Raw genomic sequence first — 26,312 nt, 5'->3', positions numbered from 1 at the left:
TGGTCATGGGCGTAGAGTGCGGCCACCTGTCCTCGCTCTGCGGGGCAACCTTGTCTCTTCATGCGCCTGCGGGCGGGAGTAACGGAGTAACCCTAGTGAACGCATCGACCCCTCGTATCCTGCTGCTGTCCCTGGCCGTGACGGCCGTCCTGGCCGGCTGCAAGCAGCCCGAATCCACCACCGGCACCGACGCGGCCAAGCCCGAGGCCATGGCCCTGACCCTAGACGAATCCACCCTGCCTCCGGTCAGCCGTTTCCAGGGCTCGGATCTGGATACCAGCAAGAACGCCTGCACCGACTTCACCGGCTATGCCAACGGCAAGTGGCTGGAATCCAACCCGATCCCGAGCGACCGCACCAGCTGGGGCGCGTTCGAGGCGCTCGACGAGCGTTCCAATGCCGTGCAGAGGCAGTTGGCCGAACAGTCCGCCGCCGATACCAACGCCAGCGGCGTCGAGAAGCTGGTCGGCGACTTCTGGGCCACCGGCATGGACGAAGCGAAGATCAACGCCCAGGGCATCGACCCGATCAAGTCCGAGCTGACCGCGATCGACGGCCTGGCCGATAAGGACGCCATCACCGACTACCTGCGCAGCAGCGCGGCCAAGGGCCAGAACTTCCTGTTCGGCTTCGGCGCCGAGGCCGATTTCAAGGACTCGACGATGAACATCGCCTATGCCTCGCAAGGCGGCCTGGGCCTGCCCGATCCGGAGTACTACACCAAGGCCGAGAACAAGGAAAAACTGGACGCCTACCAGGCCCACGTGGCCAAGGTGCTGGAACTGTCCGGCTTGACCGCCGAAGACGCGGCCAAGCAGGCCGCCGACGTGGTCGCCTTCGAGACCCGCCTGGCCAAGGCCTCCAAGACCAGCGAACAGCTCTCGCGCGACGTCTCGCTGTACTACAACCCGGTCAGCCTGGCCGACGCCGACGCGCTGACCCCCAACTTCCCGTGGACCCGGTTCTTCGAGTCGCAGGGCGTCGCGCCGCAGGAGAAGTTCTCGCTGGCGATGCCGGACTTCCACAAGGAAGTGAACGCGATGCTGGACGACACCGGCGCCGATGTGTGGCGCGCCTACCTGCGCTTCCACACCGTGGACGGCGCCGCGCCGTACCTGAGCGACGCCTTCGTCGAGGAGAATTTCAACTTCTACTCCAAGACCCTGCGTGGCCAGAAGGAAAACAAGCCGCGCTGGAAGCGCGTGCTGCGCACCCTGAATGGCGAAGCCGGCGAAGCGCTGGGCCAGCTGTACGTCAAGGTCGCCTTCCCGGCCGAATCCAAGGCCAAGATGGAGGCGCTGGTCGCCAACCTGAGCACGGCGCTGAAGGCGCGCATCGAGAACCTGGCCTGGATGAGCGGCGAGACCAAGACCAAGGCGCTGGAGAAGTGGTCCAGCTTCACCCCGAAGATCGGCTACCCGGACAAGTGGCGCGACTGGAGCGGCCTGCAGACCAGCCGCGACAGCTACATCGGCAATGTGCTGGCCTCCAACGAATTCAACTACAAGTGGGGCCTGTCCAAGATCGGCCAGCCGGTTGACAAGACCGAATGGGGCATGCCGCCGCAGATGGTCAACGCCTACTACAACCCGCTGCAGAACGAGGTCGTGTTCCCGGCCGCCATCCTGCAACCGCCGTTCTTCGATCCGGATGCCCCGGACGAGGTCAACTACGGTGGCATCGGCGCGGTGATCGGCCACGAGATGACCCACGGCTACGACGACCAGGGCAGCCGCTTTGGGCCGACCGGCAACTTCGAGAACTGGTGGACCGAGGCCGACGCCAAGGGCTTCGGCGAGCGCACCGGCAAGCTGGTCGCGCAGTTCGACGGTTATTCCATCGCCGACGGCACCCATGTCAACGGCAAGCTGACCCTGGGCGAGAACATCGCCGACCTGGGCGGCCTGGCCACCGCCTACGACGCCATGAAGACCGCTACCGAAGGTACGCCGGACGACACCAGCGACGGCCTGACCCGCGACCAGCGCTTCTTCCTGAACTGGGCCACGGTGTGGCGCCGCAACTTCACTCCGGAAGAGCTGGCCGTGCGCCTGAAGACCGATCCGCACGCCCCGGCGCAGTTCCGCGCGATCGGCGCGCCGTCCAACCTGCCGGCGTTCGCGGCCGCCTTCTCGTGCAAGGAAGGCGACCCGATGGTGCGCCGCGGCGGCCAGCAGGTCGTGATCTGGTAAGCCTCCGTCCGCAAGGCTCCTCCCGCGAAGGCCCGGTTTGTCCGGGCCTTCGCTTTTTTGCCACCCGCGTCACGTTTGCCGATGAGGACGACTTCACCGGCGCTTCGGTAGAATCCCCCGCTTCACGTAGATGGAGCTTGTCCGGATGCCGTCGCAGCGCTGTGTTGCCCGCCCCCTCGCCACCGCCCTGGTCGCGGCCCTGATGGTTTCCGCACTGGGCGTCGGCGATGCCCGGGCCGCGAAGAAGAAGACCACGCGCGCAACAGCGGTCAGCGCCCAATGCACCGATTTCTATGCGTTCGCCAACGCCGACTGGCTGAAGGCCAACCCTTCGCCCGCCGACGGCAATGCGGCCAGCGTGCTGGGCGGCATGCGCGAGACCAGCCTGACCCGGCAACGCGAACTGCTGGAAGCGGCGATGGCCGCGCCGCAGGGCCACGTGCAGAAACTACTGGGCGACTTCTGGGCCAGCGGTATCGACGAAGCCGCGGTCGAAGCCGACGGCGCCAAGCCGATCGCGCCGCTGCTGGACCGCATCAACGCGATCCGCAAGTCCAGGGACGTGCCGGCCTCGATCGCCGCCCTGCACCAGGTCGGCATCCCGGTGGCGTTCAACTTCAGCCCCGACATCGACCTGCAGGATCTGGAACGCCATATCGGCTACTTCATGCAGGGCGGCACCGGCCTGCCCGACCCGGCCTACTACACCCGCACCGATGCCGAAACCCGCGACCTGCTCGGCCGCTACCGCAATTACATCAAGCAGATCCTGGCCCTGACCGGCACCCCGGCGGCCAAACTGGATGCCGAGTCGCAGCAGGTCATCGAAATGGAAACCTGGCTGGCGCGCGCCTCGCGGCCGCTGGCCGACCTGTCCGATCCGCGCGCCAACTTCGCCCCGGTCGAGGTCAAATCGCTGGCCAAGTCGTACCGCAACCTGCAGCTGGATGCCTTCCTGAAGGCGCAGGGCGTCCGCGACGACACCGTGTCGATGGCCAACCCGGAGCTGTTCAAGCAGATCAACGACCTGATCACCCAGGCCAAGCCCGACCAGTGGAAGGCCTATCTGCGCTGGCGGGTCGGCGACGCCATGGCGCCGTACCTGGCCAAGCCCTGGCGCGATGCGGAATTCGCATTCCGCGGCCGTATCCTGCGCGGCCAGGACGCGCCCAAGGCGCGCTGGCTGCAAGTGCTGGATGCGATCAACGTCGCCGCCGGCCCGATGCTCGGCAAGGAATACGCCGAACGCTACCTGGGCAGCGACGACAAGCGCCGCGCCGAACAGGTCGCCGACCAGGTGCGGCTGGCGCTGGGCAAGGCGATCAACGGCAGTCCGTGGATGAGCGAGCCGGCCAAGGCCGAAGCCGCCGCCAAGCTGGAGAAGCTGAAGATCGAGGTCGGTACCCCGCGCCGCGACCTGGACTACAGCGTGCAGCCGATGGGCCGCGGCAGCTTCGGCGGCAACGTGCTGATCGCCTCCACCTGGCACCACCGCGAGGAAATGAAGCGGATTGGCAAGGGCAACGCCCCGCGCCGCTGGAACGTGCTGCCGCAGCAGCCTGCACTGACCTACGACATCGCGCAGAACCGGCTGATCGTCACCGCCGCCGCGTTGCAGGCGCCGATCTTCGACCCCTCCAAGGGCGAGTCGTCGCTGTTCGGGGCCTATGGCGCCCTGGTCGGCCACGAACTCAACCATGGCTTCGACCGCACCGGCCGCATGGTCGATGCCAGGGGCGAAGTCCGCGACTGGTGGACGCCGGCCGACCTGTCGGCCTGGGACGCCATCGCCACCCGGCTGGGCAACCAGTACAACGGCCGCACCTGGCCGGATGCCGGCGGCGACAAGGTGCAGGGCAACCGCGTCGCCAACGACGCCATGGACGACCTGACCGGCCTGGAACTGTCGTGGAACGCCTGGCAGGCCAGCCAGCCCAGTTCGGACAAGGCCGCCCGCCAGGCCTTCTTCCTGGCCTGGTCGCAGCTGTGGGGCCAGCGCCTGAGCGAAACCGAAGCCAAGCTGCGCGCCGCTTCCGCCAACCAGGCGCCGGGGCAACTGCGCAGCAACCTGCCGCTGGCCAACCTGCCCGCGTTCGCCGAAGCCTATTCGTGCAAACCCGGCCAGCCGATGCAGCTGAACGACGCCGACCAGATCAGCCTGTGGCGCTGATCGCCGGTTTTCGCGGCGCCGGGACTCAGAACCGGCGCTGCGGTCCACGGCGTCCGAACGGCGGCTGCCCACGCCAGTAGCGGATCAGCAGCCAGCCGAACAGCATGCCGCCCAGATGAGCGAAGTGGGCCACGCCGGGCTGCAGCCCGGTGAAGCCCAGCAGCAGTTCGATCGCGCCGTACACGATCACCAGGGTGCGCGCACTCATCGGGATCGGCGGGAACAGCAGCATCACCCGTTGCCGCGGGAACAGCATGCCGTAGGCCAGCAACAGGCCGAAGATGCCGCCGGACGCGCCCACCGTGGGATACGGCATGCCGCCGCCGGACACCGTCCACCAGCCCACCCCGAGTTGCAGCAGACCGGCGCCGACGATGCAGACCACGTAATAGGTCAGGTAGCGGCGGTTTCCCCAGGTCTGCTCCAGCGGCGAGCCGAACATCCACAGCGCCAGCATGTTGAACAGCAGATGCGAGAAGTTGCCGTGCATGAAGCCGTAGGTCAGCAATTGCCACGGACCGAAGCCATAGCCGAGCGGCCACAGCGCGAACGGCCCGGAAAACGCATCGCGGGTCAGCATCTGCAGCAGGAACACCGCGCCGTTGGCGATCAGCAGCGCGCGGGTGACGGGGGGAATTCGCGGAAGCATGCGCATCTCGTCGTGGGAATGTACCCATGATACCGGCTGCTAGCCGGCACCCGGTCCCCACAGCTGTTCGTCCAGGCTGGCGGCGGCCTTCTGCCCCTGCACCCTGCCCTTGACCACGCGCACGCCTTCGGCGCGCAGACGCCGCCCCTGTTCGCGATAGCCGGCCGAGCCTTGCGGGAAGGCGATCCGCCCGTCCGAACGCAATACCCGGTGCCACGGCAGCTCTGGGTCGTCGTTCTGTCCCAGCACCCGCGCCACCAGCCGCGCCCGTCCGGGCAGGCCGGCGCGTCGCGCCACTTCGCCATAGCCTGCGACCTGTCCGCTCGGGATCGCGCGGATCGCGTCCAGGATGCGTCGGCTGCGCGCTTCGGATTCGCCGTCCATGCGGACAGCTTAGCGCCGGACCGTCGTCCGGATCAGGTCAGGCCGACAGCCGACAGCAGTTGAAAAAGGACGTAGGCGATGCCGCCCGACATCGGGATGGTCAGGATCCACGCCCAGATCATCTTGTGCACCACGCCCCACTTGATCGCGTTCAGCCGCTTGGCCGTGCCCACGCCCATGATCGCCGCGGAAATGTTGTGGGTGGTCGAGACCGGGATGCCGAGCGACGAGGCGGCCAGGATCACCGAAGCCGCGCTGGTCTCGGCGGCAAAACCGTGGATCGGATGCAGCTTGACCAGCTTGTGGCCCAGGGTCTTGATGATGCGCCAGCCGCCGGCGGCGGTGCCCGCAGCCATCACCATGGCGCAGGCGATCTTGATCCACAGGTCGATGTCGCCGTGTTCCAGCGCCGCCTGCGACGGATGCAGGAAGCCAAGCCAGCCCGGCAGGTTGTCCATGGTGCCGGTCGCCTGCGCGCTGACCAGGGTCAGGGCGATGATGCCCATGGTCTTCTGCGCATCGTTCATGCCGTGGGCGAAGCCCATGCCGGCGGCGCTGGCGATCTGCGCCTTGCCGAAGAAGCCGTTGACCCAGCGCGGACGCGCCAGCCGCGCCAGCCAGCCGCCGCTGCGCGCCATCATCGAGATGATGAAAAACAACAGGCCCATCACTAGGAAGCCGGCGGCGAAGCCGAGTACCGGCGAACTGACCATCGGCACGATCACCTTCCACAGCAGGCCGGCGCTCTTGTACAGCGGCTCGGCCGGCTGCGACCAGATGATCGCACCGAAATTGTTGTGCGCCGCCGCCAGCGCCGCGCCGACCAGGCCGCCGATCAGCGCGTGCGAGGACGAGGACGGCAGCCCGAGCCACCAGGTGATCAGGTTCCAGATGATCCCGCCCAGCAGCGCGCACAGGATCAGCTGCGAACCGACGTCGACCACGCCGGCATCGATCAGGCCCGAGGAGATGGTCTTGGCCACCGCGGTGCCCAGCAGGGCGCCGACCAGGTTCATCCCAGCGGCCAAGCCAACCGCCTGCATCGGCGTCAGCACCTTGGTCGCGACCACGGTGGCGATCGAATTGGCGGTGTCGTGGAAACCGTTGATGTACTCGAACACCAGCGCCGCGAGCACGACGATCAGGGCCAGGGTCAACATTGCCGGGGCCCGTCAGGAGTTCTTCAGCACGATTTCATAGGCGACCACGCCCGCCTCTCGACAGCGGTCGATGGCCTTTTCCAGGATTTCGAAGAATTCCTTGAGCAGGAACATCTGCAGCGGGTCGAGCTTGCCGGAATAGATGTCGCGGTACAGTTCCAGCATCAGCCGGTCGGCCTCGTTCTCCAGCGCGCGCAATTCGTCGTTCAGCGCCTTCATCGGCTCCAGCTTCATGTTGCGCAGCTGGTGGATCATCTTCATCACCACCGCCGAGGCCTGTTCCAGCATCGCCGCGCGCGGGGCGAAGTCGATGTGCTCCAGATGCTGGGTCGCCAGCGAGTAGCGGTCGGCGAATTTCTCGATCTGCTTGGGAATCTTGTACAGCGCCGAGCCCAGCGCCTCGATATCCTCGCGCTCGATCGGGGTGATGAAGCTGTCGACCAGGGCCTGGCTGATCTTGTTGGAGGCCTCGCGCTCGCGCAGCCGGGCCAGCTTGAAAGCGTCCAGCGCCGGCTGCCGGTCGGCGTCGCGCAGCATGGCGTGCAGGGCGATGGCACTGTCGTGCGCGGCCGAGGCGGCATCCTCCAGCAGCGTGTAGAACTGGTTGCCCTGGCCGAAGATGGTCTGCAGTGAAAACATGGACGCCGCCCCGCCGTCTCGGGGCGGACGGCCTGAAGGCGGAATTATGACAGTTGGGTGACATCCGTCGCCATCCATCTGGCTCCGTAGCCCCTGAAGGGCGCCCCGTGCCGGTTTTTGGCCGGCTACCGGCGGGCTGCTAACATGGACCCCCGCGCCCAGCGCGCCGCAATCAGCCCATGGACGACGCCCCGAGTACGCCGCCCGGCCCCGCCAATGCCGCCCTCCGTGGCCTTGCGCACGGCCACAGCCCCGCACGGACCGGGGGGCGCTGAATGCTGGAATTCCTGATCGTCCTGCTGCTGATCGCCTGCAATGCCTTCTTCGCCCTGTCGGAGATGGCGGTGGTGACCTCGCGCAAGCCCCGGCTCAAGCAGATGGCGGCCGACAGCCGCGGCGCACGCAAGGCGCTGGAACTGGCCGAGCATCCCGAGCAGTTCCTGTCGGCGGTGCAGATCGGCATCACCCTGCTTCCGCTGCTGGCCGGCATGGTCGGCGGCAACGCCATCGGCGCCAGCATCGGCGACTGGCTCGGCGCCCACCTGCCGATGCTCGGCACGCACGCCGGCACCGTCGGCGTGATCCTGTCGGTCAGCATCATCACCTTCCTCAGCATCGTGCTCGGCGAACTGGTGCCCAAGCGGCTGGCCCTGCTGGCGCCGGAGCGACTGGCGGCGCTGGTCGCCGTACCGATGCACTGGCTGTCGTGGATCGCCACCCCGGCGGTCTGGCTGCTCAGCGCCTCGGTGCGTGGCGTGTTGCGGCTGCTGCGGCTGGACAAGACCGAAGCGGCGCAGGTCACCGAAGAAGAGATCCGTCTGCTTGTCAGCGAAAGCCACGAGCAGGGCGTGATCGACGACGACGAACGCAACATGATGAACCGCGTGCTGCGGCTCGGCGACCGCGATGCCGAAAGCCTGATGACGCCGCGCACCCGGATCAGCTGGCTGGACATCGCCGAGAGCCAGGAAGAAAACCTGGCGGCCATGCGCACCACCCCGTTCTCCCGCTACCCGGTCTATCGCGGCAACGACAGCGACGTGGTCGGCGTGCTGGAAGTGAAATCGCTGCTGGATCACGTCGGCAAACCCGAGCTGGACCTGTTCGGCGGCCTGCGCGAAGCGCTGTTCGTGTCCGAATCGACCCCGGCGATGAAACTGCTGGAAATCCTGCGTGAGGAGCAGCAGTCGCTGGCGCTGGTGGTGGACGAATACGGCGAGATCACTGGCCTGGTCACCATCAACGACGTGATGGAGGCGGTGATCGGCCGCACCCAGAGCGGCGACGGCGCCGACGCCACCCCGCTGGTGGTCACGCGCGACGACGGCTCGCTGCTGGTCGACGGCAGCCTGGGCATCGAGAACGTGCGCGAACTGCTCGGTGGCGGCGCCTTGCCGGACGAGGACGATCACGATTATCACACCGCGGCCGGCATGCTGATCGCGCATTTCGGCCGCATCCCGCACGTCGGCGAATCCTTCGAGTGGGCCAGCTGGCGGATCGAAGTCGTGGACCTGGACGGTCCGCGCATCGACAAGCTGCTGTTGCAGAAGCTGCTGGCCGAAGAAGATGACGTCAAGCTCGACGCCTGAACCCGGACAGCCCCCCCCTGCGCGAGGAACCAGTACCCGGGCGGTGCTGGACGAACTGGCGGTGGGCGACCCCGCCGAACGGCTGCCGCTGAGCGAGCTGATGACCGACCTGCGCCAGAGCGCGTTCGGCATGCTGCTGTTCGTCGCCGTGCTGCCGTCCTTCATCCCGGTACCGGGCGCGGCCGGGATGATCAGCGGTCCGCTGGTGATCCTGGTCGGCCTGCAACTGCTGCTGGGCCTGCGTCGCCCGTGGTTGCCGCGCTTCATCGGCAGGCACGGACCGCAGCGGCAGACGATGCAGCGCTACGGCCAGCGGCTGTCGCGGATGCTGGGCTGGCTGGAACGGCTGGTGCGCCCGCGCCTGGAATTCCTGCTCGACCATCGCCTCGCCAGCGCCTTCACCGGACTGCAACTGATCCTGCTCGGCCTGCTGCTGGCTCTGCCGATCCCGTTCACCAACTACATCTTCGGCGGTCTGCTGTTGCTGTACGTGTTCGCCCTGCTCGAACGCGACGGCGCGCTGATGCTGGTCGCCTGGCTGGCCGGGCTGATCGCCATCGGCGTGTTCGGTTTCGCCACCGGCAACCTGCTGCAGATGCTGGTCGCGCAGTTCCAGACATGGTTCTGAGGCGATCCTTGCCGATCCGGCCGCCGGCCTAGCCTTCCGGTTCCAGGCACTGGGCATCCAGCAGATCGACCAGGGTTTCGGCGTCCACCGGGTAACCCAGCAGGTAGCCCTGCACGTAATCGCAGCCGCGCGCCTTCAGCAACTCCATCTGGGCCGATGTTTCCACGCCTTCGGCCACCACCGTGATGCCCAGCGAATGCGCCAGCGCGATGATCGCCGTGGTCAGCGCCAGATCGTCCGGATCGCGCTGCAGGTCGGCGACGAAGCTGCGGTCAATCTTCACCCCATCCACCGGCACCCGGCGCAGGTGGTTCAGGCCGGAGAAACCGGTGCCGAAATCGTCCAGCCACAGCCGCACGCCGGTACGGTGCAGCCGCGCCAGCATGGCGCTGGCCTGCGCCTCGTCCTGGATCACTGCGGTCTCGGTCAATTCCAGGTGCAGACAGCGCGAAGGCAGACCGCTCTCGTGCAGGCAGTCGGCCACCAGTTCCGGCAGATTGCCCTTGTGCAACTGCCGCGGCGACACGTTGACCGAAACGAACAGGTTGTCCAGCGATTCGTGCCGTTTGCGCCAGTCGGTCGCCACCGCGCACGCTTCACGCAATACGCGTGGGCCGATGTCTTCGATCAGTCCGCTTTGCTCGGCCACCTCGATGAATACTGCCGAAGCCACCGAACCCAGCTGCGGGTGCTGCCAGCGCAGCAATGCCTCGGCACCGACGATGCGCTGGTCGGCCACCCGGAACACCGGCTGGTACACCAGGCTCATCTCGCCGCGGTCCCATGCGCCGCGCAATTCCTGCTCGATCCGCACGCGCCGCTCCACCGCCTGATCCATCGCCCGGCTGTAGAAGCGATAGCAGTTCTTGCCGGCCAGCTTGGCCTGGTACATGGCGATGTCGCCATTCTTCATCAGCGTGCTGGCATCGGACGCATCCTCGGGAAACAGCGCGATGCCGATCGACGTGCCAAGGAACACCTGTCGACCGAGTACGGTAAGCGGCTGGCTCAGGTCCTGCACCATCTGCCTGGCCAGGTGGGTGGCGGTGGCGCGCACGTCGCCGTTCTGCACCAGGATCACGAATTCGTCGCCGCCAAAGCGCGCCACCAGCGCCTCGTCGCCGCCCAGGCGCTCGACCATTTCCCGGATCCGTCCGGCGAACTGCAGCAGGACTTCGTCTCCGGCATCGTGGCCGAGACTGTCGTTGACCCGCTTGAAGTCGTCGATGTCGGCGAACAGCAAGGCCAGTTGCCGGCCCGCACCACGCAGCATCAGCAGGCGGTGGTCCAGGCTTTCGCGGAAGGCAAGCCGGTTGGTCAGGCCGGTCAGCGCGTCGGTATAGGCCATCTTGCGCACGTCGCGGTCGTGGCGGGCGATGCTGTCGCTCATGTCGCCGAACGCGCGAATCAGTTCGCCCAGTTCGTCGTTGCGGGTGCTGACCAGACGCGTACCATCGAACTTGCCCACGCCGATGACCCGCGCCATGTCCGCCAGCTGTCGGATCGGCCGTACCAGGGTGCGCTGCACGTACCAGGCAGTACCGGCGCTGATCAGCGCCAAAATCGCCAGCAACACGGCGAACCAGCCCAGGTGCCGCAAGCCCAGCTCGCGCAACCGCTTGCTGAGCATGTCGGCCGCCCGGGTCTCGCTGGCATGCGCATAGGCCAGCGAAATGCCCACCCGCACTCCTCCCAGTCGCTGCTCGCCCATGGCGATGGGGTGCGAAGCGTCCACGACCTGCCGCGACCACTGCAGCAGGGTCTGGTCGGCGGACACCGCCGCGGGTGCCAGCGGATCGGTCATCCGTTGCCCGTAGGCGGAAATATCCTCCGATCCGTCGTGGAGAATATTGCCGTCCGGGTCGTACACCAGCACGTAGCTGATGTCGGGCTGCTGTTCGGCGGCGCGGACGATCCTGCCGATTTCGTCCAGGTCGTAGAAGTACAGCGGGTTGACCAGCGCATCGGCCATCTGTTCGATCATCGCCGTGCCGCGCTGGTTCAAGGTCTCGGTGACCAGTGCCTGCATGGCCTCGCGCCCCAGGCCGCCGACTTCGCGTTGCATGCTCGCCTGGCGCAGCAGCAGCAACGCCAGCAGGCCCAGCACCAGTGCCAGGGTCAGCAGCGCACCGGCCAGGAAGCGCGCCTGCAGGCCGAAGCGCAGCTTCATTCGACTTTTTCCCGCACCCGCACGATGCCGCCGCGCAGTTGCCCCAGAGCATGTTCGGATTCCGCATCCAGCGGCAGGAAGCGGGTCGTGCCGAAGAACTGCTTCATCGCCGCCGCCGCTTCCGGATCGTCCGCCGCCTGCAGCAGCACCTCGCGCAGGCGTGCCTTCACTGCCGGATCCAGTCCGGCGCGAACCATCTCCAATGCACGCGGGTAGTCCGGGGTTGCGTGGATCACCTTCATGTCGTTGCGGAACGCCGGCAGCATGCGCCTGTCGTTGTTCCAGTCCAGGCTGCTGAAGGCGCCAGCATCGACCAACCGCTTGTGCACCCAGGCGGCGATGTTGACTTCCGACCGCGCGAACACGTAACCCACCGTGTCCGGCGACGGCGTGTCATTGGGCGAAAGCAGGATCTCCGGCTTCAAGCCGGCATCCAGCAGGGTGATGACGGGCACCACGTAGGCACTGGTGGAGCCGGTGTTCTGGAAGGCGATGCTGTGCCCGCGCAGATCGTCCAGCGAATCCAGGCCGCTGTCGTTGCGCACGAAGAACACCGTGTGATAGCGGCTGACCCCGCTGCGCTCGGTCAACAGCAACGGCTGGGCGCCGGCGCGCTGCTGCAGTTGCATCGCCGTGCCGGCCGTTTCGGTCACCCAGTCCACGCGACCGCGGCGCAGGTAGCTGAGCATCTGCTGGGTGTCGCGCGCCATCAGGATGCGGCCGCGGGTGATGCCGACATCGCGCATCCGCGGCACCACGAAGTCGAGCAGCGGCTTGAGCTGTTCGTAATGCGCCTTGGGGTCGTCGCTGATGCGACCCAGTACCAGCTCCGTCGCGTCGTCCGCAACCGCCGTCGGCGCCGGCTCCGCCGCCAGCGCGTTCCCTATCCCCAGGAAACCCAGCAGGAAACACAGAAAAGTCCGCAATTCCGAACCTCTGGGAGTACTCCCCCTCATGCAGCCCGCAGGGTAGCCGAAACCACCCATTGCCGATAGTGATGCGTGTACTAGATTGGACCTTTGGTCGCCAACCGCGCCATCCGCTGGGCGTCGGCCAGCACCCCGCGCAGCAGCCGGACCTCCTGCTCGTCCAGCCGGCTGCGCACGAACAGGCGCCTCAGCTTGCGCATCGCCGATTCCGGCGCACGCCCCTTGTGGAAGTCGATCTGCTCCAGGGTCTCGGCCAGCTGCCCGAACAACCCTTCCAACTGGTCGTGGCTGGCCAGATCGCGGCGATCTTCCGGCCCGAGGTTCCCGCCGGCCGCCAGACCCGCCATCCGCGCCTCGTAGGCCAGCACCTGCACGGCCGCGGCCAGGTTCAGCGAGCCGTACTCCGGGTTGGCCGGGATGTGCACGGCAGCGTGGCACAACTCCAGCTCTTCGTTGAACAGGCCGGTGCGCTCGCGGCCGAATACCAGCGCCACCGGCCCGTCCCCGGCCATCGCCGGCAGCCTGGCGCCGGCCTGATGCGGGTCAAAAATCTCCAGCGACACCCGCCGGCTGCGCGCGGTGCAACCCAGCACATGGCGGCAGTCGGCCACCGCTTCGGCCAGGGTGTCGGTGGTCCGCGCCGCCGCCAGCACATCGTCGGCGCCGGCCGCGCGCCGGTAGGCCTCGTCGCCGGGAGGACGCTCCGGCGCCACCAACGCCAGTTCGCCGAAGCCCATGGTCTTGATGGCGCGCGCGGCGGCGCCGATGTTGCCCGGATGCTGGGTGCCGACCAGCACGAAGCGCAAATTCCGGGCCAACGGCGCCGGCAGGGAAGCGGAAGTCTGCATGGTGCCGATGGTAAACTGTGCTGGCACGGCCGGGAGCCGTGTCGCTCTTTTCCCAAATCTGTCGCCGCACCTGCCTGCCGAGGCCCGTTCGCCATGCTCAATCCTGTCGTCACCGTCATGGTCAAGGCCGCCCGCAGCGGGAGCAGCGTGCTGTTGCGCGGCATCAACCGCCTCGACAGCCTGAACGTGGTGCAGAAGGAACGGCTGGACTACGCCAGCGAAATCGATGCCGACGCCGAAAAGGCCGTCATCAAGGAACTGCGCCGCGCCTACCCCGACTACGGCGTGCTGGGCGAAGAAGGCGGCCTGCAACCGGGCCGCAACGGACGCTACTGCTGGGTGATCGATCCGCTGGACGGCACCAGCAACTACCTGCGCGGCTTTCCGCATTACTGCGTGTCGATCGCCCTGGTCGACAACGGCGAACCCTGCGACGCGGTGATCTTCGACCCGCTGCGCAACGAACTGTTCACTGCCAGTCGCGGCGGCGGCGCCCAGCTCAACGACAAGCGCATCCGCGTATCCGAGCGCAAGGATCTGGACGGCGCCGTGGTCAGCACCGGCTTCCCGCCGCGCGAACGCGAGCGCGCGCCGGCCCAGCTCAAGTGCATCGGCGCCCTGCTCGAGCACGCCGAGGACGTGCGCCGCACCGGTTCGGCCGCGCTCGACCTGGCTTACGTCGCCTGCGGCCGCACCGACGCCTACTTCGAAGCCGGAGTGAAGGCCTGGGACATCGCCGCCGGCGTGCTGCTGGTACGCGAAGCCGGTGGCCGGGTCTGCGATTTCCGCGGTGGCGCGACCACCCGAATGGACCACCAGGACGCGAAGACCCGGCAGATCGTCGCCGGCAACATCAAGGTCGGCGACGCGCTGCAGAAGCTGATCGTCAACAGCGGTTACGCCGCCGCCTTCAACTGACGCACACGACTTCGCCGCAACGGAAAAGGCCGCGCATTGCGCGGCCTTTTCGCATGGACAACGTCCTGTGGCGTGCGCTCACGGGCGTCGGGCCAGCGCCTCCGCGTCCTTGGCCTTCGGCAGCAGATCCTGCTTGGTGACCTTCAACGCGCCCATCGTCAGCAGCGGGCAGGCCAGGAAGATCGAGGACACCGTCCCCAGCACCGCACCGATCATCTGCGTCAGCGCCAGTCCCTTCAGCGACTCGCCGGCATACAGGTACAGCGCCAGCACCGACAGAAAGAACACCAGCGAAGTGATGATGGTGCGCGACAGGGTCTGGTTGATCGAACGGTTCATCACCTCCAGCGGCTCGACGCGCAGGCTGCGGAAGTTCTCACGCACGCGGTCGAACACCACGATGGTGTCGTTGATCGAGAAGCCCATCACCGCGAGCAGGCCAGCCAGCACGGTCAGGTCGAATTCGCGCCCGGTCGCGGCGAAATAACCGGCGGTGACCAGCACGTCGAACATCGTGGTCAGGCTGGCCACCACCGCGAACTTCCACTCAAAGCGGAACGCGATGTAGATCAGGAAGCCGACGATGACGAAGATCGCCGCGTACATGCCGTTGATGGCCAAGTCGCGACCGACCTGCGGGCCGACGAACTCGGCCGGCTGCACGGTCGCCGGATTGTCAGCGGTGCCGATCGCCTGGCGCACCGCTTCGGCGGTCTTCTGCGAGGCGTCCTCGTTGTTGTGATCGCCCTGCGCCGGCAACCGTACCAGCACCTCCTTGCCGCCGCCGACGCTCTGCACCTTGGCACTGTCCAGGCCCGCCGCGGCCAGCCGCTGGCGTACCGCATCGGCGTCCACCGGCTGCGCGAACTCGGTACGCACCAGGGTGCCGCCGGTGAATTCCAGCGCGTAGTTGAAGCCCTTGGTCGCGATCAGCGCGACCGAGACCGCCAGCATCAGCAACATCACGGTGACCGTGACGTAGCGCAACTTCATGAAGTTGTACTGGGTGTCGTTCGGGATCAGGTGCAACGGAAACAGTTTCATGGCTCTTGCCTTCTCCCGGTCAGATCGCCAGGGACTTCAGGTTCTTGCGACGGCCGTAGATCAGTACGGCCAGTGCGCGGGAGACGGTGATGGCGGTGAACATCGACGCCAGGATGCCGACCACCATGGTCACCGCGAAGCCCTTCAGCGGGCCGGTGCCGAACGCGTACAGCGCCACGCCGGCGATGATGCCGGTGAGGTTGGCGTCGAGGATGGTGCCGCCGGCCTTCTCGTAACCGGCGACAATCGCCGCCTTGGCCGGCATGCCGTGCCGCAGTTCCTCGCGGATGCGCTCGTTGATCAGCACGTTGGCGTCCACCGACAGACCGATCGACAAGGCCAGACCGGCGAAGCCCGGCAGGGTCATGGTCGCGCCGAAGACCGACATCACCGCGACCACGATGATCAGATTGAACACCAGCGCCAGCGCGGTGATCAGGCCGAACACGCGGTAGTAGATGGCGAAGAACACCAGGGTGAACAGGAAGGCGTAGACCACGGCGGTGACGCCGCGGCGCACGTTTTCGGCGCCGAGGCTGGGGCCGATGACGTATTCCTCGACGAAATTCATCGGCGCGGCCAGCGCGCCGGCCTTCAGCTGCTTGGCCAGTTCATTGGCCTCCTCGCTGCTCAGGCCGGTGGTCTGGAACTCCTTGCCGAACACACCCTGGATGGTCGAAGAGCTGATCACGCGCTCTTCCACCCGCGAAGAGCGCACTTCCTTGCCGTCGACCACGGTTACGGTGGGGATGCGCTCGACGTAGACGATGCCGAGCCGCTTGCCGACGTTCTCCAGCGTGTGGTCGAACATGCGCTTGCCGCCGGCGGCGTTGAGGGTGATGCCGACCGCCGGCGAACCGGTACGGCCGTCGATCTGCGGCGCGGCGTTGATCAGCTGGTCGCCGGAGACCAGCAGGCGCTTGGACAGCAGCAATGGTTGCCCAGCCTGGTTGTAGTAGATGCGCGAATCCGGCGGCACGTTGTTGTCGGCCAGCGCGGCGGCGGCGGCGGCTTCATCGCCGGTCACGGCACGGAACTCCAGCGTCGCGGTGGCGCCGATCAGACGCTTGGCCTCGGCGGTGTCCTGCAGACCCGGCAGCTGGATCACCAGTCGGTCGTCGCCCTGCCGTTGCAGTACCGGCTCGGCCACGCCGATCGAGTTGATCCGGTTGGCGATGACGTTGCGGTTCTGCTCGATTGCGTCGGTGGCGATGCGGGCCAGTTCGGTGTCGGACAGGGTCACGGTGATGCGCTCGTCCTGCGCCACGATACTCGGCGCGGCCAGCGTGCCGACCGCCGTAGTGCCGACCATGTTGGTCATGATGATTTCGCGCGCGCGGTCGGCGTCCTCGACCTTGTTCAGGCTGATGCGGATGCTGTTGTCGGGCATGCGGTCGACCGCCTTGTAACCGATGCGCTCGTCGCGCAGCGCCACCCGGATCGACTCCACGTACGAATCCACCCGCTTCTCCAGCGCCGCCGCCTGGTCCACCTGCATGGTGAAGTGCACGCCACCTTGCAGATCCAGGCCCAGCGACATCGGCTTGCCGCCGATCGCCTGCAACCACTTCGGCGTGGTCGGCGCCAGGTTCAAGGCGACGGTGTAGTCCTCGCCCAGTTCAGCCGGCAACGCGTCGGCGGCGCGGCCCTGGGTTTCGGCATCGGCCAGCCGCACCAGCAACTGTTCCTCACCCAGTTCCACTGCCAACGGCGCGATCCCCTGCGCCTGCAGCAGGCCTTCGACCTTCTGCTTCAGCGCGGTATCGACCACCGCGGTCGTGCGGTTCTTGGTGATCTGGACCGAAGGATCCTTCTGGTACGCGTTGGGCAGCGCGTACAGCGCACTGACCACCAGCACGGCGAGGATGAGGAAATATTTCCAGCGGGGAAATTCAAGCATTGCGATGACCCGCACAGGGCATGCCGCTCCTGCGCTCAGCGATGGCGGAAAACGGAATCAGGCGGATTTCAGCGTGCCCTTGGGCAGCACGTTGCCGACTGCGCCCTTCTGCACGCGCACGCGCACGTTGTCGGCGATCTCGACGGTGACGAAGTTGTCGCCGACCTCGATGACCGTGCCGGCCACGCCGCCGGAGGTGATGACCTCGTCGCCCTTGGACAGCTTGTCCAGCATCGCCTTGTGTTCCTTCTGCCGCTTCATCTGCGGGCGGATCATCAGGAAGTACATCACCGCGATCAGGATGACCGGCATCAGCAGCATGCCGAAACCACCGCCGGCCGGGGCCGCCGGAGCCGCGCTCTGCGCCTGCGCCGCGGGGATCAGGAAATCGAGAAAATTCATGGACTTGTCCATTGGAAGGGAAAAGCAGCCGGTAATTATGCCATGCCATCGGGCAGGCGTCCGAACCGGCTATCCGGCCTGTCGCTCGGCGTAAAAGGACCGGCGGAAGGCTTCGAAGGTTCCCGTGGCGATGGCCTGGCGCATCTGCGCCATCAGCCACTGGTAGTACCAGAGGTTGTGCAGGGTGCCCAGGATCGGTCCCAGCATCTCGTTGCAGCGGTCCAGGTGGCGCAGGTAGGCGCGGCTGTAGCCGCCGGCGCAGGCCGGGCAGCCGCAGCCCTCCTCGATCGGCCGCAGGTCGCGTTCGTAGCGGGCGTTGCGAATGCGCACGGTGCCGGTGCGGGTAAAGAAATGGCCGTTGCGCGCATTGCGGGTCGGCATTACGCAATCGAACATGTCCACCCCGCGCGCCACCGCTTCGACCAGGTCCTCGGGACGGCCGACGCCCATCAGATAGCGCGGCCGGTCGGTCGGCAGCTGCGGGCAGGTGTGCTCCAGCATGGCATTGCGTTCGGCTTCGGTTTCGCCCACGGCCAGTCCGCCGATGGCGTAGCCGTCGAAGCCGATCGCCTTCAGCCCGTCAGCCGAACGCGTGCGCAGTTCGTGGTGGACCCCGCCCTGGACGATGCCGAACAGCGCCGCGTCGTTGCCCTCGTGGGCGCGCCTGGAACGCTCGGCCCAGCGCAGCGACAGTTCCATCGAACGCTCGACCACCCGCCGGTCGACCGGCTTGCCGTCCACCTGCACCGGCGGGCATTCGTCGAAGATCATCACGATGTCGCTGCCCAGCACCTTCTGGATGTGCATCGACTCCTCGGGGCCGATGAACACCCGCGAGCCATCGGTCGGCGCGGCGAAGGTCACGCCCTGCTCGGTGATCTTGCGCCGGTGCGCCAGCGAGAACACCTGGAAACCGCCGGAATCGGTCAGGATCGGCCCGTCCCAGCGGGCGAAGCCGTGCAGGCCGCCGTGGTCGCCGATCACCTCCAGCCCCGGCCGCAGGAACAGATGGAAGGTATTGCCGAGGATGATCTGTGCGCCCAGATCGCGCAACTGCCCCGGCAACATGCCCTTGACCGTGCCGTAGGTGCCCACCGGCATGAAGGCCGGGGTTTCCACCACGCCACGCGGGAACACTAGCCGCCCGCGCCGCGCCGCGCCGTCGCTGGCCAGCAACTGGAACTGCATCCGACTCATCTAGACACCTTTGTGCCGACGCCAATATTGCTGCGCCCTGCCTTGTCTTCGTCATTCCGGCGAAAGCCGGAATCCATTCTCCCGTCGCTTCCGAACCTCGCGGAAAGAAGGTCAGATACGACTGCAACAGACACTGGATTCCGGCTTTCGCCGGAATGACGGTGGAGCATCTTCGACAAAATCATTTCCCCGACTCCGGGAACAGCAGCATCGCGTCACCATAGGAAAAGAATCGGTACTTTTCCCGCACCGCGTGCTCGTAGGCCTCGAATACCCGCGATTTTCCGGCAAACGCCGACACCAGCATCAGCAAGGTCGATTCCGGCAGATGGAAATTGGTCAGCAACGCATCGACGCTGCGGATGCGATAGCCGGGAAAGATGAAGATGCGGGTTTCGCCGGCGAACGGATGCAGTTCGCCCTCGTGCATCGCCGACTCCAGCGCCCGCACCACCGTGGTGCCGACCGCGACGACGCGACCGCCGGCGGCGCGGGTGCGACGGATCTGTTCGACCAGCTCGGCGCCGACGTTCAGCCATTCGCTGTGCATGCGGTGCTCGCGCACATCGTCCACCCGCACCGGCTGGAAGGTGCCCGCGCCGACATGCAGGGTGACATGGCCGAAACGCACGCCGCGTTCGCCCAGCGCCTGCAGCAGCGCCTCGTCGAAATGCAGTCCCGCGGTCGGCGCCGCCACCGCGCCGACCCGACGCGCGAACACGGTCTGGTAGCGCTCGGCATCGTCGGCGCCCGGCTCGCGGCGGATGTACGGCGGCAGCGGCAGTTGCCCGACCTGCTGCAGCCAGGATTCCAGCGCGTCCGGCACATCGAACTGCAGCAGATAGAAGCCGTCCTCGCGCTCGAGCACCGTGGCCCGGCCGCCGCCGTCCAGTTCGATCGTCCCGCCCGGCTTCGGCGACTTGCTGGCGCCGATCTGCGCGCGCGCGCGGTTGTCCGGCAGCAGCCGCTCGATCAGGATCTCGACCCGCCCGCCGCTGTCCTTCTGCCCGAACAGTCGCGCCGGGATCACCCGGGTGTCGTTGAACACCAGCAGGTCGCCCGGCTGCAGCAGTTGCGGCAGGTCGCGGACATGGGCATCGGCCAGCGCCTGACCCTCTGGCGGCACCAGCAGCAGCCGGCTGGCCGAACGCTGCGCCAGCGGCGCCTGCGCGATCAGTTCCGCGGGCAGGTCGTAGTGGAAATCTGACTTCTTCAAGGCGGGGGCAAGCGAAAGCGGGCCGGCATTGTAAGCGGGCGCTGCCGGCTCAGCGCTCGAACTTGGTCGAAAGCACCAGCGCCGAGGTCGTGCGCTCGACGCCCTCGACCGCGCCGATACGGTCGGTCAACTGGTCCATCTCGCCGACCGTGGCCACCTCGCCCAGCGCCACCAGGTCGTAGGGACCGCTGACCGAATGCAGCGCGCGCACTTCGGGCATGGCGCGCAGGGCACGGGTCACCGCCGCCATCTGCTTGGGCAGGATGGTGATCAGGATGTGGGCGCGGATCTGGCCATGCGCGTATTCGTCCGCCACCCGCACCGTGTAGCCGCTGATCACACCCTGCCGCTCCAGCCGTTCGATCCGGCTCTGCACCGTGGTCCGCGACAGTTGCAGGCGGCGAGCGATCTCGGCGGTGGAGGCGCGGGCGTTCTCGCGCAGCAGGGCAAGCAATTGCTGGTCGGCGGTCGAAAGCTTGGCCATGGAATTTTCGTCGAAACGACGAGATCAGTCGGGTGATTCGACGAATCATACCTGTCAAACGACGAGAACGGCAGACATAATCGAAGGCCTCGCAAGGCCGCCGCCGCCGATTCCGCAGCCCTGCGGCCTATCGCATGACCATAATTAGACAGGAGAGCCGCCATGTCCGTGACCGCCCCCCTCGCCCCGCTGCGCGCCCACGCCGGTGAGCGCCTGACCACCGGCCTGGACGATGCCGTGCTGGAACGGCTGGCCGCCAGCCATCCGACCCTACGGGCCGCCATCCAGGCCGGCGCCGACGAGTACGCGCGCCTGCGCGGCGAGTTCCCCGAACTGCTGGACCTGGACGAAGCCGAACAGCTGCGCACCGTCCAGGCCGGCTACCTCAACTTCTATCCCGACGATGCCGTGCAGCCCTATGTGGCGCTGGCCGCGCGCGGACCCTGGCTGGTGACCCTGAAGGGCGCCGTGCTGTACGACGCCGGCGGCTACGGCATGATCGGCTTCGGCCACACCCCGGCGCCGGTGCTGGAAGCGATGTCGCGGCCGCAGGCGATGGCCAACATCATGACCCCCAGCCTGTCGCAGCTGCGTTTCGAGCGCGCCCTGCGCAAGGAGATCGGGCGCAGCCGCGGCGGCTGTCCGTACCACCGCTTCCAGTGCCTGAACTCAGGTTCGGAAGCCGTCGGCCTGGCCGCGCGCATCGTCGACGTCAACGCCAAGACCATGACCGATCCGGGCGCCCGCCACGCCGGCCGCAAGATCAAGCGGCTGGTGGTCAAGGGCAGTTTCCATGGCCGCACCGACCGTCCCGGCCTGTATTCGGATTCCTCGCGCAGCACCTACCAGCAGCACCTGGCCAGCTACCGCGGCGAGGATTCGGTCATCGCCATCCCGCCCTACGATGCCGAGGCGATGCGCAAGGCCTTCGCCGATGCCGATGCCAACGGCTGGTTCATCGAGGCGGTGTTCCTGGAGCCGGTGATGGGCGAAGGCGACCCCGGCCGTGCGCTGCCGCCAGCCTTCTACGCCGTCGCCCGCGAACTGACCGCCGCCCACGGCAGCCTGCTGCTGGTCGATTCCATCCAGGCCGGTCTGCGTGCGCATGGCGTGCTGTCGGTGATCGACTACCCCGGCTTCGAATCGCTGCCGGAGCCGGACATGGAGACCTATTCCAAGGCGTTGAATGCCGCGCAGTACCCGCTGTCGGTGCTGGCCCTGTCCGAACGCGCCGCCGGCATCTACCGCAAGGGCATCTACGGCAACACCATGACCGCCAATCCGCGCGCGCTGGACGTGGCCTGCGCCACCTTGGCGATGCTGGACGACGCGATCCGCGCCAACATCCGCGAGCGCGGTCGCCAAGTGGTGGCACGGCTGGAACAACTGAAGACCGAGCTGGGCGGACTGATCACCGGCGTGCAGGGCACCGGCCTGCTGTTCTCGTGCGAACTGGACCCGCAGTTCAAGTGCTACGGCACCGGTTCTACCGAGGAATGGCTGCGCCAGCACGGCTTGAACGTCATCCACGGCGGCGCCAATTCGCTGCGCTTCACCCCGCACTTCGAGATCGACGAGGACGAACTCGAACTGATGGTCGAGCTGGTCGCGCGCGCACTGCGCGAAGGCCCGCGTAAGGCACAGGCCGAAGCGGCCTGAGAAAGGCCCGCATGCACGGCAGGCACAGCCATACGGCGGGCTTGAGCCCGCCCTCGCCCTACGGCTGCTTCGATTCGAACCGCCGCATCGCCTCGGCGATCAGCGCCCTAGCCTCGGCGGCATCGCCGAAGCCGTCCAGCCGCACCGGGTTCCGCCCTTTCGGCAGGTCCTTGTAGACGCGAAAGAAGGCCTCGATGCGGTCGCGCTCGATCTGCGGCAGGTCGGACAGATCGCGGATGCCGGCATAGGTCGGATCGACCTTGTCGGTCGGCACGCCGATGATCTTCTCGTCATGCTCGCCGTCGTCGAGCATCCGCAGCACACCGATCGGACGGAACCGGATCAGTACCCCGGGGTGCAGCGACTCACGAGTCAGCACCAGTGCATCGAGCGGATCGCCGTCCCCGGCCAGCGTGCGCGGCAGCGAGCCGTAGTTGGCCGGATAGGCCACCGGCATCGACTGGAAGCGGTCCACGTAGACCAGGCCATCCTCGCCGATCTCGTATTTGGTGAAACTGCCTGCCGGTATCTCCACCGCCAGCACCGCCTCCTCCGGCGCGTTCCCGGCCTGTTCGGCGAGAAACGGATGGATGATCGATTCGCCGGCCGATACCGCAACCGGAAGGACGGCCCATGCGCAGAACAACAGCATTCCGATGAGTGAAGTCTGGCGCAGCGGCGTGGCGATCATGGTCGTCGCGGGAATCGTCAAAAGCGTCATTGTGGCAACAGGTGTATGACAAACAGGTTGCACGCACCCTGTCGCCGCAAGGATGCGCGGCTTCCGCTTTCATTTTCCTGACACATCCGTGGATTACAAAAATGCGACGGGCGCGCGGCGCAGTCGCACCGTGCGTCTGATTCCTCCACCCACGGATTCCACCACCCATGAAACGCAACGCCCTGTCCCTGGGCCTGTCGCGCGCGCTGGCCTGCGCCGTCCTGCTCCCCTGCAGCCTTTCCGCCTGGTCGCAGACCGTCCCGCAAACCCCGGATGGCCCCGATCCGGCAGCCGACCCGAAGGAGCTCGACCGGATCGTCGTGCAGGCGGAGATCACCTACCGCAACCGCACCAGCGACATCGACCCGACCCTGGTCTACGACCTGGAATACTTCCAGCGTTTCGAGCCGAACACCGTCGGCGACATGCTCAAGCAGGTACCGGGCGTGGCCTTCGTCGATTCGGACATCATGGAATACGACGCCGTCGCCCTGCGCGGCCTCGGCGGCGGTTACACCCAGGTGCTGATCAACGGCAAGAAGGTGCCGGGCGCCGAGGACGACCGTTCGTTCTACGTCGACCGCATCCCGGCGGAAATGGTCGACCACATCGAGATCAAGCGCAGCGCCAGCGCCAACCGCAGTGGCGACGCCATGGCCGGCGCCATCAATATCGTGCTGCGCGACTCCTACGAATTCAGCGGCGGCTACGTCCGCGCAGGCGTGAACCGCTGGTACGACGGCGAAATCAATCCGACCTTTGGTGCCGTGGTTTCCGGAGACGCCCTCGGCGGCCGCGTCCTCGCCGGCATCAACGTGCAGGACCGCTACCGAGTCAAGGAAAAACGCTCGGACCGCTGGAGCGACGACAGCCGCGAAGAACTGGTCAGCTGGGAAGACCAGACCGAAACCAAGGACGGTCGCGATTACAGCGCGAACCTGTCGTACAACGTGGACGTGGGCGAAACCGGTCGTCTCACCCTGGAAGGCTGGTACGTCAAGACCGACCGTGACGTGACCGAGGTGTCCTACAGCGCCGAAGTGGACGACGACGAGGCCGAATACGCGGTGGTGCCGGGCCTGGACCCGTACGACCAGAAGAACTACGGCTTCGGTCTGGGCTACAGGTTCGACATGGCCGGCGGCACGACCAAGCTCGACGCCGACTTTTCGGCCTTCGAGAACAGCGAAGCCAGTACCGAGGGCGAAGCCGTCTACGTCGGCGACGCGACCGGCTTCCTGAACAACACCTGGAGCATCGACGGCGCCGAATGGGACGGCACCGAGTACGAAGCCGAAGCCGCCGACGCCAAGGACGACGAGGTTAGCTTCAAGCTCGCGCACATCCGGCCGGTCGGCGACACCGAGCTCGAATTCGGCGTGGATTACCGCAGCAAGAAGCGCGACGTCACCTACACCAACTACGAGTGGGAAGCCGACGACGAAGGCCAGACCCCGACCTGGCCGGCGGACTACGCACTGGACGACAGCGACGGCACCCGGATCGAGGAAAAGCGCCTTGACCCGTACATCATGTTCAGCGGCCGGGGCGACGTGTTCTCGTGGGAAGCCGGTCTGCGCTACGAGACCACCAAGACCGACATTTCCAGCCTCTACACCAAGTATGACGACGGCGAAGTGGAACTGGTCCAGGCGACCGCCAACTCGAAGGACTACAACGAGCTGCTGCCGTCGGTGAGCCTGCGCTGGGACCTGAGCGAGGCCGACCGCGTCAACCTGTCGCTGGCCAAGACCGTCAAGCGTCCGAACTTCAACGAGCTGATCCCGGCCCTGCTGGATGGCGAGTACGGCGACAACGACTATGTCGGCAACCCGGAACTGGAGCAGGAAACCGCCAACGGCTTCGACATCGGCTTCGAGCACCGGCTCGGCAAGAAGGGCGTGATCGGCATCAACTTCTTCTACCGCGACGTGAAGAACCTGGTCGAACTGGTCAACCTGGGTTTCGCCAGCCAGGAGTCGCTGGCCGACATCGGCGACGACGTACTGGACAACGAGGACTTTGCCGAAGACTTCATGGACGACTACATGGCAGCGAACCCGGGAGCGACCACACTGGACGCACAGGCCGCCGCCGATGCCGCACTGCGCGCCGCGGTCGCCGATGCCGGTGGCGAGTTCTCGCCGGAAAGCTGGGTCTACTCCTCGGCCAACGTGGGCGACGGCAAGGTCTACGGCGCCGAGTTCGACCTGAGTACACCGCTCAGCTTCATCGGCCTGGACAACACCGGCGTCTTCCTCAACTACACCTGGCTGGACTCGAAGGTCGACGATTTCATGGGCGAAAGACGTTTCAACGGCCAGTCCAAGAGCACCTTCAACGTCGGCTTCATCCAGGATATGCCGAACTTCGGCGCCAGCTTCGGCGTGACCTACCACAAGCAGGGCGACTACAAGGAGCGGGTGCTGGGCGAGGAAGGCCTGACCACCTATGACGCCGACCTGCAGGCGTTCGTCGAGAAGCGCTTCGGCGACAGCCTCTCGGTGCGGCTGTCGGCCTACAACCTGCTGGATGCCGGCAAGGACGAGTACTACGACAAGTTCGATACCCTGGAGGACCAGCTGGATCGCGACTACGACGAGTACGAGCACGAACACGAGGAAGCCGGTCCGGCCTACCAGTTGGTCGTGCGCTGGGCGTTCTGACCGCGGCCACCCGTTCCGTCGTAACCGAGAAGCCGGCGCAAGCCGGCTTCTTCTTTGAGCAGCCGCCCGCTCTGGTGCACACTTCGGTCATCGAACCGGGGATCGCCCATGAACATCGTCGAAGTCCGTCACCCGCTGGTGCAGCACAAGATCGGCCTGCTGCGCGACGCCTCGCTCAGCACCAAGGGCTTCCGCGAACTGGTCACCGAGCTGGGCACTCTGCTGGCCTACGAGGCCACTGCCGACCTGGAAACCGAACCCGCCATCCAGCAGGGCTGGGCCGGCGAGGTGCCGGTGCGCCGGATCGCCGGGGCGAAGATCACCGTGGTGCCGATCCTGCGCGCGGGGCTGGGGATGCTGCCGGGCGTGCTGGCGCTGATTCCGGCGGCCAAGGTCAGCGTGGTCGGCCTGCAGCGCGACGAGGAAACCCTGCAACCGGTGCCTTATTTCGAGCGCCTGACCGGGCGCCTGGACGAGCGCGATGCGCTGATCCTGGACCCGATGCTGGCCACCGGCGGCACCCTGATCGCCACCATCGACATGCTTAAGCGCGCCGGCGCGCGCCGGATCAAGGGCATCTTCCTGGTCGCCGCGCCGGAAGGTCTGGCCGCGCTGGAACGCGCGCACCCGGACATGCAGGTCTACACCGCCGCCATCGACGACCATCTCAACGAGCACGGCTACATCCTGCCCGGCCTCGGCGACGCCGGCGACCGCATCTTCGGCACCCGCATCGAATGATGC

General features: G+C 66.8%; 22 protein-coding genes. 8 read left to right on the top strand and 14 right to left on the bottom strand.

The features are described 5' to 3' along the window. The first annotated feature begins 119 nt into the window (after positions 1–119). Both CSC70_RS06695 and CSC70_RS06690 read left to right on the top strand, forming a co-directional pair. Positions 120–2,192 (top strand): M13 family metallopeptidase, encoded by a 2,073-nt coding sequence (locus CSC70_RS06695; protein ID WP_162456244.1) that lies wholly within the window; start codon positions 120–122, stop codon positions 2,190–2,192. A 145-nt stretch (positions 2,193–2,337) separates the two neighbouring features. Continuing rightward, positions 2,338–4,362 carry a M13-type metalloendopeptidase gene (locus tag CSC70_RS06690; protein ID WP_162455907.1) on the top strand — a complete coding sequence of 675 codons (2,025 nt, stop codon included), beginning with the start codon at positions 2,338–2,340 and terminating at the stop codon, positions 4,360–4,362. Positions 4,363–4,387: 25 nt separating this feature from the next. Here CSC70_RS06690 and CSC70_RS06685 read toward each other — a convergent pair whose 3' ends face one another. From CSC70_RS06685 to CSC70_RS06670, 4 genes are read right to left on the bottom strand one after another with little or no spacing between them, the layout of a single operon-like run. After that, positions 4,388–5,011: a rhomboid family intramembrane serine protease gene (locus CSC70_RS06685; RefSeq protein ID WP_162455906.1), complete on the bottom strand. Its 624-nt coding sequence runs from the start codon at positions 5,009–5,011 to the stop codon at positions 4,388–4,390. A gap of 39 nt (positions 5,012–5,050) precedes the next feature. Then, positions 5,051–5,395: an MGMT family protein gene (locus CSC70_RS06680; protein WP_162455905.1), complete on the bottom strand. Its 345-nt coding sequence runs from the start codon at positions 5,393–5,395 to the stop codon at positions 5,051–5,053. 32 nt (positions 5,396–5,427) lie between these two features. Beyond that, positions 5,428–6,555 (bottom strand): inorganic phosphate transporter, encoded by a 1,128-nt coding sequence (locus CSC70_RS06675; protein ID WP_162455904.1) that lies wholly within the window; start codon positions 6,553–6,555, stop codon positions 5,428–5,430. 12 nt (positions 6,556–6,567) lie between these two features. Further along, positions 6,568–7,194, bottom strand: a complete 627-nt coding sequence (locus CSC70_RS06670; RefSeq protein ID WP_162455903.1) for a DUF47 domain-containing protein — start codon at positions 7,192–7,194, stop codon at positions 6,568–6,570. A gap of 275 nt (positions 7,195–7,469) precedes the next feature. Here CSC70_RS06670 and CSC70_RS06665 point away from each other — a divergent pair, with 275 nt between their 5' ends. Together CSC70_RS06665 and CSC70_RS06660 are read left to right on the top strand one after the other, a co-directional pair. After that, on the top strand, positions 7,470–8,786 hold the full coding sequence (locus CSC70_RS06665; protein ID WP_162455902.1) for a hemolysin family protein: 1,317 nt from the start codon (positions 7,470–7,472) through the stop codon (positions 8,784–8,786). After that, the gene (locus CSC70_RS06660; protein WP_162455901.1) at positions 8,764–9,414 is read left to right on the top strand and encodes an exopolysaccharide biosynthesis protein; all 651 of its coding nucleotides are present in this window, start codon (positions 8,764–8,766) and stop codon (positions 9,412–9,414) included. Before CSC70_RS06665 ends, CSC70_RS06660 begins: the two co-directional genes overlap by 23 nt. Before the next feature lie 28 nt (positions 9,415–9,442). Here the strand turns inward: CSC70_RS06660 and CSC70_RS06655 are convergent, their stop codons facing one another. The 3 genes from CSC70_RS06655 to CSC70_RS06645 are packed head-to-tail and all read right to left on the bottom strand — an operon-like array spanning position 9,443 to position 13,361. Next, positions 9,443–11,584, bottom strand: a complete 2,142-nt coding sequence (locus tag CSC70_RS06655; protein ID WP_162455900.1) for a putative bifunctional diguanylate cyclase/phosphodiesterase — start codon at positions 11,582–11,584, stop codon at positions 9,443–9,445. After that, positions 11,581–12,540: a phosphate/phosphite/phosphonate ABC transporter substrate-binding protein gene (locus CSC70_RS06650; RefSeq protein WP_162455899.1), complete on the bottom strand. Its 960-nt coding sequence runs from the start codon at positions 12,538–12,540 to the stop codon at positions 11,581–11,583. The genes CSC70_RS06655 and CSC70_RS06650 overlap by 4 nt, the downstream gene beginning before the upstream one ends. 50 nt (positions 12,541–12,590) lie before the next feature. Then, the gene (locus CSC70_RS06645; RefSeq protein ID WP_162455898.1) at positions 12,591–13,361 is read right to left on the bottom strand and encodes an RNA methyltransferase; all 771 of its coding nucleotides are present in this window, start codon (positions 13,359–13,361) and stop codon (positions 12,591–12,593) included. 93 nt (positions 13,362–13,454) lie between these two features. Here CSC70_RS06645 and CSC70_RS06640 point away from each other — a divergent pair, with 93 nt between their 5' ends. Then, on the top strand, positions 13,455–14,279 hold the full coding sequence (locus CSC70_RS06640; RefSeq protein ID WP_162455897.1) for an inositol monophosphatase family protein: 825 nt from the start codon (positions 13,455–13,457) through the stop codon (positions 14,277–14,279). Positions 14,280–14,357: 78 nt separating this feature from the next. On the opposite strand, the gene secF is transcribed toward CSC70_RS06640, so the two are convergent. From secF to CSC70_RS06610, 6 genes are all read right to left on the bottom strand, one after another. Continuing rightward, a complete protein-coding gene (secF, locus tag CSC70_RS06635) occupies positions 14,358–15,323 on the bottom strand; it encodes a protein translocase subunit SecF (protein ID WP_162455896.1) in 966 nt (321 codons plus the stop codon). Positions 15,324–15,342: 19 nt separating this feature from the next. Then, positions 15,343–17,223, bottom strand: coding sequence for a protein translocase subunit SecD (gene secD, locus CSC70_RS06630; RefSeq protein WP_162455895.1), 1,881 nt, complete (start codon positions 17,221–17,223; stop codon positions 15,343–15,345). Positions 17,224–17,280: 57 nt separating this feature from the next. Then, entirely contained in the window at positions 17,281–17,625 is a 345-nt protein-coding gene (yajC, locus tag CSC70_RS06625) for a preprotein translocase subunit YajC (protein ID WP_162455894.1), read from the bottom strand. A 69-nt stretch (positions 17,626–17,694) separates the two neighbouring features. Next, positions 17,695–18,822 carry a tRNA guanosine(34) transglycosylase Tgt gene (gene tgt, locus CSC70_RS06620; RefSeq protein ID WP_162455893.1) on the bottom strand — a complete coding sequence of 376 codons (1,128 nt, stop codon included), beginning with the start codon at positions 18,820–18,822 and terminating at the stop codon, positions 17,695–17,697. A 181-nt stretch (positions 18,823–19,003) separates the two neighbouring features. Beyond that, the gene (gene queA, locus CSC70_RS06615; protein WP_162455892.1) at positions 19,004–20,038 is read right to left on the bottom strand and encodes a tRNA preQ1(34) S-adenosylmethionine ribosyltransferase-isomerase QueA; all 1,035 of its coding nucleotides are present in this window, start codon (positions 20,036–20,038) and stop codon (positions 19,004–19,006) included. A gap of 49 nt (positions 20,039–20,087) precedes the next feature. Next, positions 20,088–20,522 carry an Lrp/AsnC family transcriptional regulator gene (locus tag CSC70_RS06610; RefSeq protein WP_162455891.1) on the bottom strand — a complete coding sequence of 145 codons (435 nt, stop codon included), beginning with the start codon at positions 20,520–20,522 and terminating at the stop codon, positions 20,088–20,090. A 162-nt stretch (positions 20,523–20,684) separates the two neighbouring features. Here CSC70_RS06610 and CSC70_RS06605 point away from each other — a divergent pair, with 162 nt between their 5' ends. Continuing rightward, complete coding sequence (locus CSC70_RS06605) at positions 20,685–22,181, top strand: aminotransferase class III-fold pyridoxal phosphate-dependent enzyme (protein WP_162455890.1); 1,497 nt, start codon at positions 20,685–20,687, stop codon at positions 22,179–22,181. A gap of 58 nt (positions 22,182–22,239) precedes the next feature. Here the strand turns inward: CSC70_RS06605 and CSC70_RS06600 are convergent, their stop codons facing one another. After that, positions 22,240–22,833: an inorganic diphosphatase gene (locus tag CSC70_RS06600; RefSeq protein WP_162456243.1), complete on the bottom strand. Its 594-nt coding sequence runs from the start codon at positions 22,831–22,833 to the stop codon at positions 22,240–22,242. Between the two features lie 236 nt (positions 22,834–23,069). Between CSC70_RS06600 and CSC70_RS06595 the strand changes: the two genes are divergently transcribed. Both CSC70_RS06595 and upp read left to right on the top strand, forming a co-directional pair. After that, positions 23,070–25,568 carry a TonB-dependent receptor plug domain-containing protein gene (locus tag CSC70_RS06595; RefSeq protein WP_162455889.1) on the top strand — a complete coding sequence of 833 codons (2,499 nt, stop codon included), beginning with the start codon at positions 23,070–23,072 and terminating at the stop codon, positions 25,566–25,568. Positions 25,569–25,676: 108 nt separating this feature from the next. Beyond that, entirely contained in the window at positions 25,677–26,309 is a 633-nt protein-coding gene (upp, locus tag CSC70_RS06590) for a uracil phosphoribosyltransferase (protein WP_162455888.1), read from the top strand. Positions 26,310–26,312: the final 3 nt, after the last annotated feature.

It is taken from the genome of Pseudoxanthomonas kalamensis DSM 18571 (assembly GCF_010211745.1).
Lineage (GTDB): Bacteria > Pseudomonadota > Gammaproteobacteria > Xanthomonadales > Xanthomonadaceae > Pseudoxanthomonas_A > Pseudoxanthomonas_A kalamensis.
The sequence above is the reverse complement of the archived record's forward strand: the minus strand, read 5'-3'. Positions and strand labels throughout refer to the sequence as shown.